The sequence below is a fragment of the Ruegeria sp. AG1 genome (assembly GCF_056541705.1).
In genome coordinates, this window is the sequence record NZ_JBQFYU010000008.1 from 1 (window position 1) to 16,830 (window position 16,830).

Annotated in this window: 9 protein-coding genes, 1 tRNA gene and 1 pseudogene; 5 read left to right on the forward strand and 6 right to left on the reverse strand. The window is 50.7% G+C overall.

The annotated features are described in order from the left end of the window. The first annotated feature begins 34 nt into the window (after positions 1 to 34). Positions 35 to 111, forward strand: a tRNA-Met gene (locus ACR0B5_RS13320). On the opposite strand, the gene ACR0B5_RS13325 is transcribed toward ACR0B5_RS13320, so the two are convergent. The 5 genes from ACR0B5_RS13325 to ACR0B5_RS13345 all read right to left on the reverse strand — a co-directional run bounded on the left by ACR0B5_RS13325 (position 68) and on the right by ACR0B5_RS13345 (position 8,727). After that, positions 68 to 1,717: a recombinase family protein gene (locus ACR0B5_RS13325; protein WP_170747363.1), complete on the reverse strand. Its 1,650-nt coding sequence runs from the start codon at positions 1,715 to 1,717 to the stop codon at positions 68 to 70. The two genes, ACR0B5_RS13320 and ACR0B5_RS13325, sit on opposite strands and share 44 nt — an antisense overlap. 133 nt (positions 1,718 to 1,850) lie before the next feature. Further along, positions 1,851 to 2,933 (reverse strand): site-specific integrase, encoded by a 1,083-nt coding sequence (locus tag ACR0B5_RS13330; RefSeq protein ID WP_170747361.1) that lies wholly within the window; start codon positions 2,931 to 2,933, stop codon positions 1,851 to 1,853. Further along, positions 2,926 to 4,605 (reverse strand): site-specific integrase, encoded by a 1,680-nt coding sequence (locus tag ACR0B5_RS13335; protein WP_170747360.1) that lies wholly within the window; start codon positions 4,603 to 4,605, stop codon positions 2,926 to 2,928. The genes ACR0B5_RS13330 and ACR0B5_RS13335 overlap by 8 nt, the downstream gene beginning before the upstream one ends. Positions 4,606 to 4,773: 168 nt before the next feature. Then, complete coding sequence (locus ACR0B5_RS13340) at positions 4,774 to 4,986, reverse strand: helix-turn-helix domain-containing protein (protein WP_480541037.1); 213 nt, start codon at positions 4,984 to 4,986, stop codon at positions 4,774 to 4,776. Positions 4,987 to 5,673: 687 nt separating this feature from the next. After that, positions 5,674 to 8,727 carry a CHAT domain-containing protein gene (locus tag ACR0B5_RS13345; protein ID WP_480541039.1) on the reverse strand — a complete coding sequence of 1,018 codons (3,054 nt, stop codon included), beginning with the start codon at positions 8,725 to 8,727 and terminating at the stop codon, positions 5,674 to 5,676. 127 nt (positions 8,728 to 8,854) lie between these two features. Between ACR0B5_RS13345 and ACR0B5_RS13350 the strand changes: the two genes are divergently transcribed. The 4 genes from ACR0B5_RS13350 (at position 8,855) to ACR0B5_RS13365 (ending at position 15,415) form a co-directional block, all read left to right on the forward strand. Continuing rightward, positions 8,855 to 10,234, forward strand: coding sequence for a tetratricopeptide repeat protein (locus tag ACR0B5_RS13350; RefSeq protein WP_480541041.1), 1,380 nt, complete (start codon positions 8,855 to 8,857; stop codon positions 10,232 to 10,234). A 23-nt stretch (positions 10,235 to 10,257) separates the two neighbouring features. Continuing rightward, the gene (locus tag ACR0B5_RS13355) at positions 10,258 to 13,635 is read left to right on the forward strand and encodes a FecR domain-containing protein (protein WP_170747357.1); all 3,378 of its coding nucleotides are present in this window, start codon (positions 10,258 to 10,260) and stop codon (positions 13,633 to 13,635) included. Between the two features lie 48 nt (positions 13,636 to 13,683). After that, positions 13,684 to 14,541 (forward strand): LysM peptidoglycan-binding domain-containing protein, encoded by an 858-nt coding sequence (locus ACR0B5_RS13360; protein ID WP_170747356.1) that lies wholly within the window; start codon positions 13,684 to 13,686, stop codon positions 14,539 to 14,541. Between the two features lie 172 nt (positions 14,542 to 14,713). Then, the gene (locus ACR0B5_RS13365) at positions 14,714 to 15,415 is read left to right on the forward strand and encodes a hypothetical protein (RefSeq protein ID WP_170747355.1); all 702 of its coding nucleotides are present in this window, start codon (positions 14,714 to 14,716) and stop codon (positions 15,413 to 15,415) included. A 4-nt stretch (positions 15,416 to 15,419) separates the two neighbouring features. Here ACR0B5_RS13365 and ACR0B5_RS13370 read toward each other — a convergent pair. Continuing rightward, positions 15,420 to 16,212 (reverse strand): annotated as a pseudogene (locus ACR0B5_RS13370) (IS5 family transposase). Positions 16,213 to 16,830: the final 618 nt, after the last annotated feature.

Below are 16,830 nucleotides of genomic sequence, written 5' to 3' on the forward strand. Positions count from 1 at the left end.
GTAGCCGAATAGGCGGTAGACCAACGCAAAGTGTCGCGGGATGGAGCAGCCCGGTAGCTCGTCAGGCTCATAACCTGAAGGTCGCAGGTTCAAATCCTGCTCCCGCAACCATCACGGTCGAACACAGTGTTGAACAAGCCGCCCTTGGGCGGCTTTGTTCGTTCTGGGGTGCTCCCAACGCGAGCAAGCCCGCCAACTCTCCAACAAGCTCAATCGCATATTCCCCGTCTTCCGGGATCAATCGAATCTCTGACAACAGACCGCGAATGATGGATATTGCCTCAGCTTGCGATGAGGGATCGCGCAATGCCGTGGTCAAATTGGCGACCTGTTCTCGGTAGAGGTCGGACAGACCGGGGTGCAGCAATACTGGTGGTTCATTTGATGCCGAATTGATGGTATCTTGGAGTTCGGATTTGCGTGCTTCTAACGCTGTCAGTTTTTCCTTCATGCTGGCGTGAAACATGCCATCACTGATGGCGTCGATGAGATGTGCGATCTTGCGCTCGACCTGCGCCAGATCACGTGTCGCGTTAATCCGCTCCTGTTGAATGGACCCGGCAAGACGGTTGTATTCCTCTTGATAGGCGTTGGTGAATTCCGCGATCAGATCAGGGTGCAGCAACTGTTCCTTGAGGCCGGACAGAACACGATCCTCCAATTCCGAGCGTTTGATCGTAAGCCGATTATCGCAGGTGCCTTTATTCTTATGAGTGGAGCACCCGTAATACTGCTTTCCGACTTGGATGATACCACCGCCGCAACACCCGCAGGTCAGCATGCCGGAAAACAGATGCTGTGCCCGCTTGGTGCGGCCCAGCTTCCTGATGCCATCGCTGATCGCGACGTTGCGCGTTTGTTCCTGCCGTGCCTTCACCGCGTTCCAAAGGTCATCGGACACGATGCGCAGATCGGACACGTCTTCAATCACCCAGTCTTCCGGCGGGTTTGGGCGAGCTTGCCGTTTACCACTGTCCGGGTCTTTGACGAAACGCTGCCGGTTCCAGACCAGTCGCCCGATGTAAAGTTCGTTGTTCAAGATGCCAGTGCCACGCTGGTGGTTGCCGTAGATCGTCGATGCGCCCCATGTGCCCCGAGGTCCGGGAATGCCCTCATTGTTTAGATGGGCAGCGATGTTGCGTGGGCTTAGCCCAAGGTTGTAATCCTGAAAGATACGTTGAACGATCTGGGCTTGGCTTTCATTGATCCGCCGTTCCCCTGTGGTGACGGACCCGTCTGCGTCCATGTCTCGCACAACGTCATAGCCGTAGGTGATACCACCGGCTGATTTGCCTTTGCGCACACGCCCCTCAAGCCCACGATGGGTCTTTTGAGCCAGGTCTTTCAGGAACAGGCTGCTCATGGTCCCCTTGAGGCCGATATGCAGCTCGGAAATCTCCCCCTCTGCCACGGTGACAATTGGGATGCCCTGAAACCGCATCTGTTTGAAGAAGGCGGCAATATGCTCCTGATCACGGCTGATGCGGTCGAGACCTTCAGCCACAACGACGTCGAACATGTTGCGTCGAGCGTCCTCCAGCAACCGTTGATATCCGGGACGCAGATGGGACGCTCCGCTCAGCCCCCGGTCGGAATAGGTCTCTGCCTCTTGCCAGCCATTGCCACTGATCAGACGCAGGCACAGTCGATGCTGGTCCTCAATGGAGGCGTCACTTTGAAGATCGGTGGAGTAGCGGGCGTAAATGGCGGCGCGCATGGGTCGGGCCTTTCGGACTGAGAAACAAGTTGGCCCAACCCATTATAGGCATGGATTGGGCCGTGTCTTCCACTTTCGATTGCAACCCGTTGCAACAGAAAATGGCTTGATTACAAGTCTTTAACTCTATCGACTAGCGCCGTTTGGACGAGGTTGCCGACAGCTTGCCACCCAAGGTCTTCATCTTTGCCTGCAAGAGAGATTGATAGTCGTCACAGGCAGACAGTCCGGTGGCACGATTGTAGTGCTTCTGAGACATGTCCAGCGTCGCGTGCCCGAGGATATCCCGGATGATGTTGACATGTTCCGGGTCCGTCTCGGCGACGCTGGTCGCCGCAATGTGCCGAAATTTGTGCGGTCGCAACTCAACGCCCAGCATGCGCCGCGCCACTTTCGGCAGTTCCCGCGACAGGCCATCTGGTGTGATCGGGTCTCCATACTGGCTGATCCAGAGTGCATTGGATGTCTTAGAACCAAGGAGGACCGGACGATGAATATCCAGATAAGACTTCATCGGCTGTACCAGAACCTTGGGTAGAGGAAACCACCGCGCTTTTTTGTCTTTGGTGTCTTCCGCCGAAAGATGAACCTCGAACCCTTCGGCGTTTTTGCGCAGATGCTGGTCCGTTGTCAGCGCCAGCAACGTGCGACGGCGCACGGGTCGCGAGATTAGAAAGGCGAACATCAGACCCGCGCGAAAGTGAATTGCACGCTTCAGATCAGTGAGGGACGGATCATTCTCCACATCTTCGAGCCGCTGCAAACTTTTGTTAAGAATGTCTGCCGCCGAGAGGGCGACTGGCTTCGGCAGGCTTTTCCGGTCCGCTAGATGTACCAGGCGGTTGGACAGTTTGTTCAACCAGTCCCAGTCTCCTGCCGGGTGCATGGCCCTTGCAAGCACATACAGATCGCAAATCATGTTCTTGCGGGTCATGAGGCCTACGCGCGCTTCCGCTTCTTCCAGATATCCCCGCACGGCATCTTTGGTAATGCGATCTGTCGGCGGTTGATCCAAAAGGGCAGGCTGATGACGCTTTATCCATGACAGCCAGTATCCGTAGCTCTGGCGCCGTTTGGTGCGGCTGCCTTCGGACCAGCTCGCGCAGGGGCCTGTACCGTCAAAGATGTCACCTTCCGCGAACAGGGCCTCCCAGGCGGTTTTATCCGCCTCGGGCCAATCTTGATAAAGAAGAACAAGAGGAATGCCGTTAGTCATCGGTCTTACCTTTCCACTTGGACAGAACCACATCGTCGTAGTGATCATGTGCCCACTGATTGCTAAGCGACGCATAGAAATCCATCGTGGTCTGTTGTCGTTTATGTTTGAGCAGACGGCGGACGGTCTCGAAGTCACCGGGGCGTTCTTCGAGATAGAGCTTGGCTGCGATGTGGCGGAACAGATGCGGGTGAACCTTCAGACCGGTCTCTCGCAAGACTCGCTGGGTGAGTTCGCTACCAAAGTTGCTGGGTGCTCGTGGCTTCCCATCGCTGCTGCGCGGGAACAGAGCGCGCCCACCGGCTTGCGACACCTGCGGTCGGAATTGCATGATATAGCGGTGCAGAAGTTTGGAACTGCGGGTGTTCAGTTTGACCTCAATCGGCTCCCCATTCTTAACCTCGACCCCTTCGATACGGATGGAATAATAGGTGTGCGTCCCCGAGCGGGCAGGGATCAAATGCTTGTCCAAATCAAGGTTCGCGAGGTTTTTGACACGCATGGGACAGCTCAGAAGGATCGTCAGTGCCGCAGCGTGCATCGCCGCCAGAGCGCTGTCACGACAGGTTGGTTTGTCATCCGCCCGTGCCATCAACGTATCCGGAAGGCCTAGCAACAGAGCGACATTCTCCCAGTCGTTGAACTGAGCGAGGCGCTCGGCGTTTTTGGGGCTCATACCGCGAGGGCTGGTTGCAACGCGTTTGTGAATGTCTTTGAGCGCCTTAAGGACGTCTTCGGGTACGTTCAGGTGATGCCGTGCAATGGCGATGCAGGTTGCTGCAACATTACTCAGCCCAGAAGGCAGGCCGTCGGTTCCGCGCCGGTCGATGATCGTCCGGAAGGCCGTTTTGAGATTAGGCACCGTGATCAGTTCCGACAGGCTAACGAAGTGTTCCGAGCGCTGTCCGGCAGACACCAGCGCGTCGAGCATCTGCCGCAGATGGGCTTCGGTATTGCGCAGGCTGGTCTGACGCAGCGGTTTGTCGGGCCCGTCATCGCTGAACAGATCACGTTGCGCCAAGCGGTCGATATAGGCTTTGATCTCTGCTTGCAGGCTTTCCGGGTAGTCCGTCAACGGGCGAGCCACGTAGCGGTCCGACGACAAGCGGTCCAGCCGGGGAAGATCGAGACCGTGTTTGTCAATCACGTGGTTCCATGTATCGATCATGGACTGAATGTACTTGGCCGGTTCATTCTTCAGCAGCACTGCGTCGAGAGCCGTCTGAAACGCTTGAACCACGTTGTGATCAATGTCTGCGGGCAAGACCGACCGAGCACTGCAAAAGCGTGCAAACCGCATCAAGCCCCAAACCTGATGGGTGGATTGCACAGTCGTCAGAAACGCGCCCCACTCCGGAGTCAGTTCAGATTTGGCTTCAAAATCCTGCAACACCCCGACCGCACGCAGGGCACTGGCCAGATCGCTTTTGGTGGTGCTGAGGGTGTTGGGCTTCACCCCGCAGGCGGCGGGATGCAACGATGCCAGCAGTTTGCGCAGTTGCGGGATGTCTGTCGGAATGTCCGACGGAGGACGGTTCATGTATGTACTGACGCGCGAGATGGCGGACAGCTTGGACTGTTGACGTTTCTTGTTGGGGTCAGGATTGGACTTCAGAACGTCCAGAACCTCGGCCAGCGTCGTTGGTAGCTGGATCTCTTGGTGATGTGTCATGATAAACCTCTTCGGTTTTGAAAGTGGGGACAAAAGGGGACAGACGAGGACATGCTGACCCATGGCGGCCCTCTTGCGGACATTCGGGAAAACAAGGGTATGAATTTATAGCCAAAATCCATGACCCCGTTTTCCCGAACGCCGGAAAAGCCGAGATTTGTGAGAGCTTTAGAGAACATGGGCCGCTGCCTGATTGCCGCGTTGCTTGGCAAGGGCATGCAAATCACAGCGCGCGATGCGCCAATCGCGGCCCAACCGGGTTGCAGGCAGATCACCGGATTTGATCCAGCGGCGAACGGTCTTGGTGCTGATACGGAACAGCGCAGCGACATCGCGCACGCTGAGATAAGCGGCATCCTCTGAAATCGGCAGATCAACCATGATCCACCTCTGGGTCTTCACCGTTGCAACGGGTTGCGAAATCCGAGCGTGCAGCCTCGCGTGCCAACAGCCGCACAAGGTTGATCAGGGGTTCAGGAATAGCGAAATTGGGCGGGTTGCCCGTGGGAGCAGAAGACGAACACGTCATCGATACGTTCCTTTTTAAGGAACCGCTCGAGACAATGATCGCGATGTTCTGGCTTCGGAGCGCACTCCAGACGACAAAACACTGACCTCAAACGAGATCAGGATCATTGCCATCGAGTGCGTCGAGGACGAGAAACCGTCCTGTCCAATCCCAATATTGGCGGCCCAGCCATCACGGCCGGTAAGTTGAAAGTTCTTGAAGCGTAAGGGCAGTTGCTTGCCTGTCAAGGACGCACGGTGTGGCTACTCCGCGGTTACCGACTCAGAGACCAGATCGAGTTCTACATGTGTAAGCGAATGAAATTATGTACTTTTATCTTATTTTGGCTTGGGGTGGCTATCCGCACGTGATACCGTCATGTGCAAGGGTGCCGGGTGAGTGCCTGGATACCTCCTCTCTCTGACAAGCGACGAGGCCACTCCAGTCGGCTAACGCCGATATGTGTCAACCCGGCCCCCGATCTCTTCAGAGCAAATGGCAACCGGTTCTATTCCGACCCGGCTTTATAGCGCCCTGCAAAGACTACCAGCGTGAAGCGATCAATAGCTGCCTACAATAGAAAATGGTGCCCAAATTGCGGGATGCCTTAACACTTTCAAATCTTCCCTTGTTGACACCTCAATCATTGCCTCTTTCATCGCTTCATCCGCTGCTAGCCCATTGGAAATACCTTCAAAAAAACTAGGCATTAGCAAAAGAGGTGAAACGGTGGAAATTGTCCAATGGCTCACCACCAAAGATTGAGCGCCAGCTTCAAAAAAACCTTGCGCTAACCCAGACAAACCCGGAGCTCCAAATTGTCCTGAGGCGGATGCTGTGTTGCATGCCGATAGCACCACGATCTTGGCTGCGATCTGCTTTTGAGCAATTTCGCTCGCTGTTAAAAAGCCATCATCAATGTCGGAGGTTTCTGCAGGCGAACTGAGAACTAGTGCTGGCTCTCGCAAGTTGCCAAACTGACCAGAGACAATTGCGTGTGTTGCAAAAACGAGAACGTCACCTTTGATCTCGTGTAACTTAAAAACCTCTTCTGACGCATCTTTCCCGGTGTAATATGTAGAGGAAGAACCCGGCAGTGATCTGGATATTAGATCCAACTCGCGCTCTGTTTCCGGCAATGGCTCAAAGTAGTTTACAGTGCCGCCAAACCGCAACGCTTTGGGATTGATTTCAGGATCGCGGCTGAGAACTCCGGTGTCTGAAGAACGGTTTGAAAACGACGGGTTTGCAAATCCTGTTATACTTTTTAGTTCAACATCTTTGGATGGATTTAACTTGGAAAACAGGAGGTTCGCAACCGAAGTATAGACTGTAATCGAATGCGTTAGCCCCAAGAAACGCGCATCTGCTTTTTCAGGTGTTTTTCCGATTGGTGCGGAACTTCTAGTCGCGACTGCAAGAGAAATCTGTTGCGCTGGACCTTGTGGGACAACAAGCAGCTTTTTCTTTTTTTTAAGTATTCTGTCAAAAGGACCAAACAATATATTGTACAGTCGGGTGGAGGAATTAAAGTCAAAAGGTGGCGGTGTGGAGCGACCTTCAAGGTCCATATTTTCCCTGAGCTTTCTTACAAGTTGGTCGACTTTCTCTATGCTGGTGTTTGTCGATTCAACAAGAAGCTCATCTCTCGTAATAAGGAAAATAAATGTGCCGCCTTCAAACGAAAAGTTGGTCCAGAGAGCTTCATCTTGATCCAGCAGCGGTTGAATTGCGTTTAAAGTGATGACGGATGGCGACAAGTAAGGCACTAGATCAGGGTTTGCATTCAAAATCTGACTGTCAATATCCTGAATATGTAGTTTGACTTGATCGAGAACCTTTTGTTTTTGTTGATCCGGTTGAATTGTTAGGGCGCGGATCTGAGCTGATGCAGCGTGCCGCTCAGTGAACAGTTCTGCTAACTCCGGGTCCTTAGCTTTGAAGTGTCGTAGAAACCCATTAGTTGCAGTTGCAGCCTCATTCAGAAGAGCGAGTTGAGCGGTTTCAAACATTTCTTCGCTACTCGCGAAGCCTCTTCGTTGGTACTCGTTCAATACCGTGAGAGTGTTGCCTATTTGAAGATCAATAGACGATGACGAAAACTGTCGAGCGTAGGTAGTCGACTTGGCGACTTCCTTTAGTCTTTGTTTGATTCCAGTAATATTAGTGCGCGACAAATGCGCAGCTTTCTCAATATCTCCAATGTCGTTTCTAGAATAGTAAGTTTCGCTCAATAACCGCCTAATTTCACCAGACTTTTCAACACTTTCAGCTGCCCCAAACTCCTCATAGTTTCGAAGCAACTCTAAAAAGACATTTTCAGCTTCATCAAGCATTCCATCGTACAGATAAGCTTTTCCGAGGCTCATCTTGGTTGGTGCGAGATCGGGCTTGGAAAATCTTCCCTCCACCGCAAGCATTTGAGAATTGCGTAGTAGGGATTTGGCTTCTTCTAGTTCCCTCATTTCAACTAGCAAAGACCCCAAATTGGTCAATGCAAACAAATTTTCGATCGCCTGCTCACCGAAGATAATTGGTGCTTCAGAGACCAAATTGCGTGCTAAAGCTACGGCTTCGACTGTCCTATTGCTGAAACTCAATGCCCTGGTAAGTTCCAATTCTGTGTAGAACCTCGCGCGTCGGCTTCGAGCGCTGTTGTCGGAAAAAGCAGATGCGGCGACCTCGAATCCCCTTATGGAATTTTCGATGTCTCCGATCAATCCAAGGAACATTGCCCGTCTATGCAGCGTTTGACCAACTAGTGTCTCGTTGTTGTGTAAGCTTTCCTCGGCTATCACCATTGCGCGTTCGTTATTGGCGTACGCTTCCTGTAGTAGTCCCATCTGAAAGTAGGCTTCCGATAGGTTGTATCGGGCTGAAGCCAAAAGAGCGGATTGGCTTTCGTCTATTTGCTCCAGAAGAGCCTTTAGCTTATCCAAAGATCCCTGAACGTTTCCAAGTTGAAGATCTATTCTAGCGTTGATAAGTGCAACTTGCGGGTCGGTTTGATCGACTTGTTCAAGAGCATCAATTGAAGTTTGGGCTTGTTCTGGCCGTCGTAAAGTAAGGTATGCTTGACCCAGAATGGTTGCAACTTGCGTCGCCTGCCGCTCGTTTAGATGCTGTAACGGTTCAACTGCAGTTACTGCTTTTTCCCAGCTTCCAAGCTCTAGGCTATTTCCTGCAAATCGAATTCGTGAATGAGTGATGAGGCTGTCAATTTCTAGCCTTTCTGAAAGAGTTACAGCCTGATGGAACCTACTGTTTGCCTTTTCGCTCTCTCCTAACAGGCTCAAAGCCTCAGCAGAATTTAGAATGACAGCGACCAAAAGTTCATTTTCTGTAGCACTACTAATCAAAATTTTTTCAGCGCGTAGAACATCCTCAAGAGCTTCGTGGAATTGACCAGCAGTGCGTTTCAAGACGCTTATCTCGTTTAGTAAAAATGCGTGGTTATTGGTTTCCCGGTCATTCGACCTCGGGATTTTCGAGAGAATGTCTTCCAGAAGTGTGATTGCTTCAGTTGATTTTCCAGAAGCTCCTAAAGCGCGCGCCGCACCGAGCAAATTGATCAAATCAGGTTGCTGTGTTTGCGCGTTTCCAGGCGGAGTCACTCCTAAAAAAAAAGTTAGGAGAATGGTCGCAAAGGCGCTTGGGGAGCGTAAAAGTAGTTGGCAGATTGACTCAACACATTGCATTCGTAGACTATAGCAGAGTTTTTTAGCGTCTTTGCAAAGGGTTTTGGACAGAGGGATTGGTGAGATTTTGGTTTCATTTTTGCTTAGTAGGTGCCCTTCCCGCTTTAGTTTGATTCGGGTTTTTCTGGTTTCTGTTTGTATTCTTAGCGCCACTAGTTGGGCGGTATTTGCGCAATCAAATCAAATACCTTCAGAGTATTTGTCAGCGTTAGACAGAGTTAAACGAAATCCCTCAGACCCAGAGGCCTCGTTTCGTTTGGCGCAAATCGCTGCTCAAACAGGTGACTTCCAAACTGCGATTTCTGCATTTGAAAGAATACTGCTGCTTAACCCTACACTCGCGAACATTAAGCTCGAACTTGGTGTCCTATATCTGCGCCAGGGCGCTCCCAAGCTAGCCGAGAACTATATAAGCGAGGCACTGAAATCACCTGATGCACCGCCTGCTGTGAGAGAGAGAGCGGAAGAACTTCTCGCCATTGCTGAACAATCAAATTCCAGGTGGCGATTAACTGGGCGAGCGGCAGCCGGATTGATCGTAGATTCAAATGCAAATGCGGGTCCAGACAACGGAACCGAAGTCAGGGGTTTCGTTGTTCTGCCGGATTTTACCGACCAGTCGGACGTATCTGCCTTTGTTGGACTATCTGGAAAGTTGAAGTACGATCTGGGTCTTCAAGCAGGTCACTTGCTCGCTTTGGACGTAGACTTATTTGCACGAGGTTACCGCGATCAAACTCAGTTGAACCTGTCTCGCGGGGGTATCGCATTCGGGACCGATCTCAATTTGACAAGAGCCTTGAGCTTCCCCGCCGAGTTAGCGCTAAGATATTCCACGAGTTCGCTGCGTCGCGATGATGAAAGATATGTTAGTGAAGATGGTTGGGTCGCTAAGTTTCGTGCTGTTCCAAATGCGCAGAATAGCTTTGAGTTCAGTGCGTTTACTTTCGATCAAGACTATCACGCGACTACGTTGGACCCGTCAAACGACAATCGCGACGGTCGAAGAAGCGGGTTCTCTCTTCGTTACTCGAGGCTACTGACGGAAAAGACGGGGCTAAACGTCGTATTTGCTTACTCTGACAAATCTGCAGAAGAAGGCTTCGAAGCGTACCGGGATAGCGGTTTCTTTGTGGAAGTCCTTCGAGAAATTTCACCGTTGCTTGGAAAATCGGAAGACCCTTGGAAAATTTCTGCAGCTGTAGGTTACGGGCAGCGTAAGTATGACGAGCCCGACCCCGCTATCGATGACAATGCATCACAAAAAGATGAAAGGGTAGTCTTAAGGACGTCAATGTTCGTTCCGCTGACAGACAGCGTAGAGCTACAACTCGAACTTGGTCATTTCGACCAAAACTCAAATTATTCGCTGGATACCTTTGACAATACGTACCTGGCATTTTCGGTGACAAAGTCATTTTAAGTTTGAATATGGGAGGGAAGAACATGAAGTTTTCATTTACAAAATTTGCGGTACTTCTCGCCGGAGCGTTCGCAGTATCGACCACTGATTTAGCAGTTAGTGCAGCAACGTCCGATCACCGTATGAAGCAGTTTGTCCTCGGTTCTTCTCAATCTCGAACTGTCGAGACGGGCGAAAATGAGACTGCCGAAGTCATTTTGGTGGATGGTACATCGGTCGTCATTGCCCCTGGCAGTCTTGTCACCGTGATCACATCGAAAGACCAACCAATTGCTATTCGCGTCGAGCGAGGGACTTTGAGAGTTACAGGTGGGCTGTCGAACCGAACGCAAAATATCTCAATCATGACGCCTCATGCGCTTCTCTCACTCAAGTCCGGATCTGCGTTCATTCAAGTAGGCTCGGAAAGTACTCGCACACACTTGCTGAATGGCAAAGAAATACTGGTGTCGAGCGGGGGGCGTAGCCAAACGATCTATCGCACAGGGTTTCAGATTGTCGCTAGCAATGGGCGAGCCACCGCCCCACGACGCATGAGCACCCAAGATATCGTGAACGATCTAAATTCACTTAGCAGAGGGCTGCAGACGGGAACGACACCCAGGCTGGGTTCGACGCGGGGGAGTTCTTCTGGCGTTCAGAGTGAACAATTAACTGAGGATGTATCGGTTTCGGACGAAGATGTTCAGATTGCTGAAGCCGTTGAAGAAGTTTCTCGTTTGGACAATGCCGTTGGTTTCGATACCAGCGCAAACGAATCGGGAAATTCCGAATCTGATGGCGGAGGTTCTTCAGGTTCATCCCCGCCGCCAGAACCAATCGACTTTTCGTTTGATCTTGCGGGTGGAGGCTTCAGCCCATCCACAGGGGATTCATCTATACCTGTTGTGGAAACAGATACGACAACAGTAAACACAAATCGCGCTTTGATAAGACAGAACTATTCTACCGGAAACCCTCCTGAACAGCTTGGTATAAGATATCCATTTGTTGAAGAAATATTCCTTGGACCGATTGCAAACAGAGTATTTCCGACGCGAGACGCAAGTATTGCAATAGACAACGTTGACGTACTAACTTCGATTACTACCGGCGACGGCTCGCGTGCCGTTGGATATTACTACGGCTCTGCAACGTCCGGCATTGTTGCGCAACTGCCGCCAAACGAATTTAGTTTGGATACAGATCAAGGGCTAATAAGATTCGAAAGCCTCCCAATGGGACTCCTTTCTACAAATTCTATCTACAATATCGGGTCTGGAGACTTTATTCGTGCCGATACAACATTTGGAGTTCGTCCCGGGATCAATACGCCGGCAATTGGTGGTATTTGGCACAAGGGTACTGGTGTAACCGTCGAAGGTATCAATTTTGGGACGGATTTCGATAGAGTTATTCCTGGTTCGACCACATTAAACCGCAGGGACAATTTTATCTTCTTGGACATGAACTTGTTAGCAGCGTTTAACTGGCGCTGTGATTCAATTCGAGATTGTCAAATCGGAGGCGATGACGGGTTTATCGATGAAACGGAAACCGAAATTGCTTTTGTCGAAGCCATCGAAAACACTCCTTCTTTAAACGGTGAGAATTTTGACTTCGAATACGGGAGAGATATCCTAGTTTATGGCGGCAACAGTGACGCAGCGGCTTTGGTTCACGACCCATCTGAATCGCGCCGTTACATTTTTTCTGCCGGAGACTTAGATCAAGTCATTGAAAATCGCGTGCCCGGAGAGAGTGTCGACCGTTTCCACCTCGCGGCGGGAATGGGAAGCCAACTCCTTGCCGCCGACAGTCTATCTGACCTTACTGCTGGAATGGATCTTTCTGACGGAGATCGCGCCTTCTTTCGCGGGGAGACTTGGCTAGAACTGGCTGATGACTATAGTGAATCTACGTTTTCTCTAGATCTTTCCCAGTTGGCGCAAAGCGATTTGCTTATCATAAATCCGGACGGGCCGGTCATTGTAGATGACGGTGAGACTGCGCCAAATACATCCAAACTTTTGTATGCTGACTTGGGTATCCGGAACGATGCGGAGGGTCGGCAGGTATCAACAATCTCGGCAACAATAGGGGAAGTCCGCTATCGATTCACGAGTGAACTAAACGGAGGAACTGAGGGGTATGGCAACGATCAAATTGTTGATGCTCTGATCTTCAGCCGTGCCATTGGATCTACGAGAGGGATCAATTCGAGCGGAACGTCAAAGAGTCCCGTTCTTCTTTATTCTGACTTCCAAAGTACCGCGGCGGGAGGAGGAAATCCGAACATAGGAAGCCCAGGATCCCCAACACCCGGTCGCCTAGGGTTCTTTGTGCTGGAAAATACTGGAACGATCTTCGACGATGTCGAAGCCCGCGGGTCCCTTGGAAACGGGTTCGAAAGCCCTGTTGGATCAACAGATGGGCTCGAACCGGAACAGATTGAAGAGCTTGCACCAGTGCAATACGCCGCTCTGAGACTGGGCGTCGCGACAGGAACTGAAGCATTGCCTGGAAACAGAACCGGCTTTGGCTTCGCGCCGAGTGAAACCATTGGGTATGCGGTGGGCCTTGTCGACGTGGAAACTCCCGGAGGCTCGACAATCCGACCCATGGGAAACCCAGATTTGCTTCCAGATACCCTTGCGGGCCCTAACTTGTTTTTTTCCAACTTCGACGCCGCGTCCAATAGTTTCCAAGTTGCAATCGACGACTTAACTTTAGGAGGCGAAGGTGGAGCGAGTGCGTATGTCAGCGACACTGAATTTGGGGCTCGCAGTACTGATGGTGCGAGTGATGCAGCGTTGATATCTGGCGGTCTTGTAGCAGAAGGCATCGGTGCCTCTGTCTCATCGACCACGAATGGATATGAGCATGTGAAGTGGGGATTCTTTTTTGGTGACATCGACACTGGAATGGGTTCTGGGAGCAGAGAACATGTCCATTTGGGAACTTTCGCTGCGGGTAACGAACTGTCAGGAGATGAAACTGATTTGATAAACGGGTCAGTCCAAGATGCAATGGATAACGGTCTTTCTACGACTGTTCGGTATTCGGGTCACGCCATCGGCAATGTCGTGATGGGTGGAATCGTCTCAACTCAGACTGGCACATTTTCAGACACCTTTAACTTTGGGTCCCGCACAGGCCAAGCAGAATTGTCAATCGGTGGAGCGACCGTGGCGGGGAATAGTTCGTTAGCTTTAGAAGACGGTTTTGATAGCTATACTAGCTTTGTAACTGGAAGTGGCGGAATATCAGGTGAGTTGAATGGAAGCTTTGTTGGCGCTGTCGAACATCTAACGGTTGGTGGTGGTACGCTAATTGCCCCCGGCGGCCTCGTAGGTGGATTTGCCTTAAGTGATGGAGTAAGCGGTGGTTTTCGTGCTGTTGGGTCATTCGCTGGCGAATAAACATAAGATCGGGAACGCCTTTTTATTTTTCTTTTTTTGGGGGGTGCTATGTCTAAACGAGTTCGTATCCATGTGATCAAAAAGGGTGAAACACTAGATAAAATTGCTCGAGTTTATGGCTTTAGGTCGTACAAAGAGATCTATAATGCTGGGATCAACGCAAAATTCCGAAAAGAAAATCCAAATCCCGCAATCATCACACCTGGTAGCAAGATTTTAATCCCTAGTCATCTGGATACATCGCAAGGTATTAAATCCAAAAAGGCGCTGATATCACGCTACGAACGTAGAATTGCGGCCTACGAAAAGATTTGCTCAGATATCCAAAAATCCAGAGATGCACAGGTGCGGGAAATTAGCGCGGCTCTCAAAAAAGCTAAATCGACGGGTGATGCGGTCGATTTGGCAGCAACACTGATCAGCCTTACTCATGGAATTTACAAGGTAGGTTCGAAGGCGTCTGTTGCAATGAAAAAGAGCGGCGACGAAATCGCTAAGGCCAACAAAGAATTTTATCAACAAATGATGGAGTTCCGCAACGACTACCTTGAGGACGCGGTCGTCAAACCAGTACTTAAGCCAATCGCGGAAAAAATGAAATCGTCTAGCTCTACTGCTGAGCAGCTTGGTGCGGCCTATTTCCAAGCCTGGGTTGACTATACTAGCCCTTCTTTTTGGGCGCGAACTTATGTCAAATTGAGTGAATCCCGGATAGTTCGTGATATAGCCAAAGGAAAGTTTGAAGACGCTTGGGCAGCTTGGTCTCGGGCTGTAACATGGGACCCTGCTAAAGACCTGCAAGTGCAGACAAGCAAGATAAAGAAAAGCTCAGAAGTACAATTGAAAAAGTTTCGAGCCATTATTAGTGATGACAAAAAGCTCTTGAAGCAAATTGCGTCACTCTAAACTATCTCCTTAGAATCAATCTTGTTTCAAGTCTTAACGATAATCTAAATCTCGCGGCAATGCAGCGTTTTCGATGATAGCCATTTATCAACAGGTGTGTTTCGAAATAAGAAGTGTTTGTAGGGCCGTAGCATACAGAAGATTGAAAGCTTTCCACTGAATGATAGGCTGAATGATGGATAGAAACGCTGCCGTAGAATGCCGACAGAAGCAAAACTTGAAAGAATTCAAAAATTGGCTCTCAAAGTATAGCAAAGTGATCATGCCAATCCCGAATCGGGGGGCTATTTATGCGGGATTGGGAAAAACAAACCTCATGAAGATGAAGAAAGGGCTGCAAGCGCAGCCTGAAACAATCCCGATGTGGAAAATCATTGAGAAGGTCGAAAAAGACGCGCGCGAATACACAGGTTATGTGACGATAGATACGATTAACGATGTTCTAAAGCGCATAAAATCCCCGATTCCAAAACTCGTGGAAGCCACTGGAGCAAATGCTGGAGACCCTAAGAAATACTCTGACATGCTATCTTGTGTAAACGCGCTTGCCAGCGACGATTGGGAACTTTTGCCTAAAGTAAACCGTCGGAAGGTTTGGAACATGGTCTCCGCGAAGTACTCGGAGAACCTTTCCGGTGACGTACAAATTTGGGAAGGAGTGTCAAAGAGGCTTCGGCTGCTGGAGAAGTACAAAGTTATGCTGCAGGATGAATTGAAGCAAGTTCACAAGAACCCCAAGGTATCTCTGAAGACCCGAAAAGAGGTTGAGGGTTTGATTAAGAAATACGAGAATCACTATGGCGAGCTCGGTGCTGAAGCCAAATTGAAAGACAGCACTTTAAAAAGAAGTCTTAAGGTAGCCATGCGAAAGTGAGTTATTAACTTCTATGTTCACGTGAAATTAGGGTCAGGACTAATAGTAAACTGATGACGAGAGCTGCGAGGGCGATTGCTGAGAGGAAGACCTTCGGGCACCTGTCGTATCGGGTTGCCACACGGCGCCAACACTTGAGCCTATCAAACATGATCTCGATCCGGTTGAGGCGTTTGTGTCGGCCCTTGTCGTACTTCACCGTCGTCTTGCGCTGCTTCCGACCGGGGTACAAACGCGTATACCTGTGTCTTGCAACGCTTCTCGGAACCAAACGGCATCGTATCGGCGATTTCCGAGTATCCAATCGGCATTCGGTATACCGCTGAACAGATCCCGAGCACCGATGTAGTCGCTGACCTGTCCTGCGATTGTTAACAGGTTCAGCGGGCGTCTCTGACTATCGCAGATGACGTGCAGTTTGGTGTTCATGTCGCCCTTGGTTCAGCCAATCAGGCGTCCGCCCCCCGTTTTTGATGCCCGTGCTGGTCGCTTTCAGCTGAGCCTTCAGATAGGTCGCATCGATCACCACGGTCTTCTGTTCGCGGTACTCAGTGGCCAAGCCAGCCATCATTCGCGCGAATGATGCCCTTGTCGCTCCACCGTTTCCATCGATTGTACTGCGTCTTTTGCGGTTCATAGGCAGCAGGGGCATCCCGCCACCGCAAGCAATTGCGATTTATGAAGATAATCCCGCTCAACACACGCATGTCATCGACGCGCGGCTTGCCATGGTGCTTCGGGACGAAGGGCTCCAGATGCGTGATTTGCGCATCCGTAAGCAAGAAGAGATCAGACATGTTCACCGTTCGTTTTTGAACCGTGACACACGCCGCAAAGCGGAAAGCAATGGGTCCTGAACCTAAGTATCTGTTTGGATTTGGCCAAAACTCAATTGCTGGCGCTCAGCGACAGAGGTTCTGAAACGTTAAGCCCAAAGCCCTAAAATTGGCATTTCAATTGCGTTCGGCAACGGTGGTTGCGCTCTCCCGCAACCAGCGTCAGAAAATCCAAAACAGCCCGTTCAGACTACAATTGATCCCCGGATCAATTGCTTAACGTCCTAACCTCGTCAGCCTCATAACCTAAAGGTCGTAGATCCAAATCCTACGCCCGATAACAATACCCAAAACACAAGTGGCAGCACTGTGGAAGCAAACGGAGTGAATCAACCCTGTGGTGATCGAGCAACAGGGATTACCGGAAGGTCGGTGCAGTTTAATTCAAGCCATTTCTTGATCTTCGGATAGTAAGACATTAGCGATGCCGACAAGTCGATTTGTCCGATCTTGTTCAATCCGTGAAAGGTATTTTCTAAGGCAGGTGCTACCGTGGGCCGCCCGCCTTTTGCGTCTGGTAGGTCAAAAGGTTTTCTTAGAATAGGGTCGGCTTCCTCACGCACCATCCGCACTCGCACA

Bases quoted from the DNA above. Each gene is read 5' to 3' on its own strand.
- ACR0B5_RS13325 (WP_170747363.1), bottom strand. From the start codon at position 1,717: ATGCGCGCCGCCATTTACGCCCGCTACTCCACCGATCTTCAAAGTGAC.
- ACR0B5_RS13330 (WP_170747361.1), bottom strand. From the start codon at position 2,933: ATGACTAACGGCATTCCTCTTGTTCTTCTTTATCAAGATTGGCCCGAG.
- ACR0B5_RS13335 (WP_170747360.1), bottom strand. From the start codon at position 4,605: ATGACACATCACCAAGAGATCCAGCTACCAACGACGCTGGCCGAGGTT.
- ACR0B5_RS13340 (WP_480541037.1), bottom strand. From the start codon at position 4,986: ATGGTTGATCTGCCGATTTCAGAGGATGCCGCTTATCTCAGCGTGCGC.
- ACR0B5_RS13355 (WP_170747357.1), top strand. From the start codon at position 10,258: ATGAAGTTTTCATTTACAAAATTTGCGGTACTTCTCGCCGGAGCGTTC.
- ACR0B5_RS13360 (WP_170747356.1), top strand. From the start codon at position 13,684: ATGTCTAAACGAGTTCGTATCCATGTGATCAAAAAGGGTGAAACACTA.
- ACR0B5_RS13365 (WP_170747355.1), top strand. From the start codon at position 14,714: ATGATGGATAGAAACGCTGCCGTAGAATGCCGACAGAAGCAAAACTTG.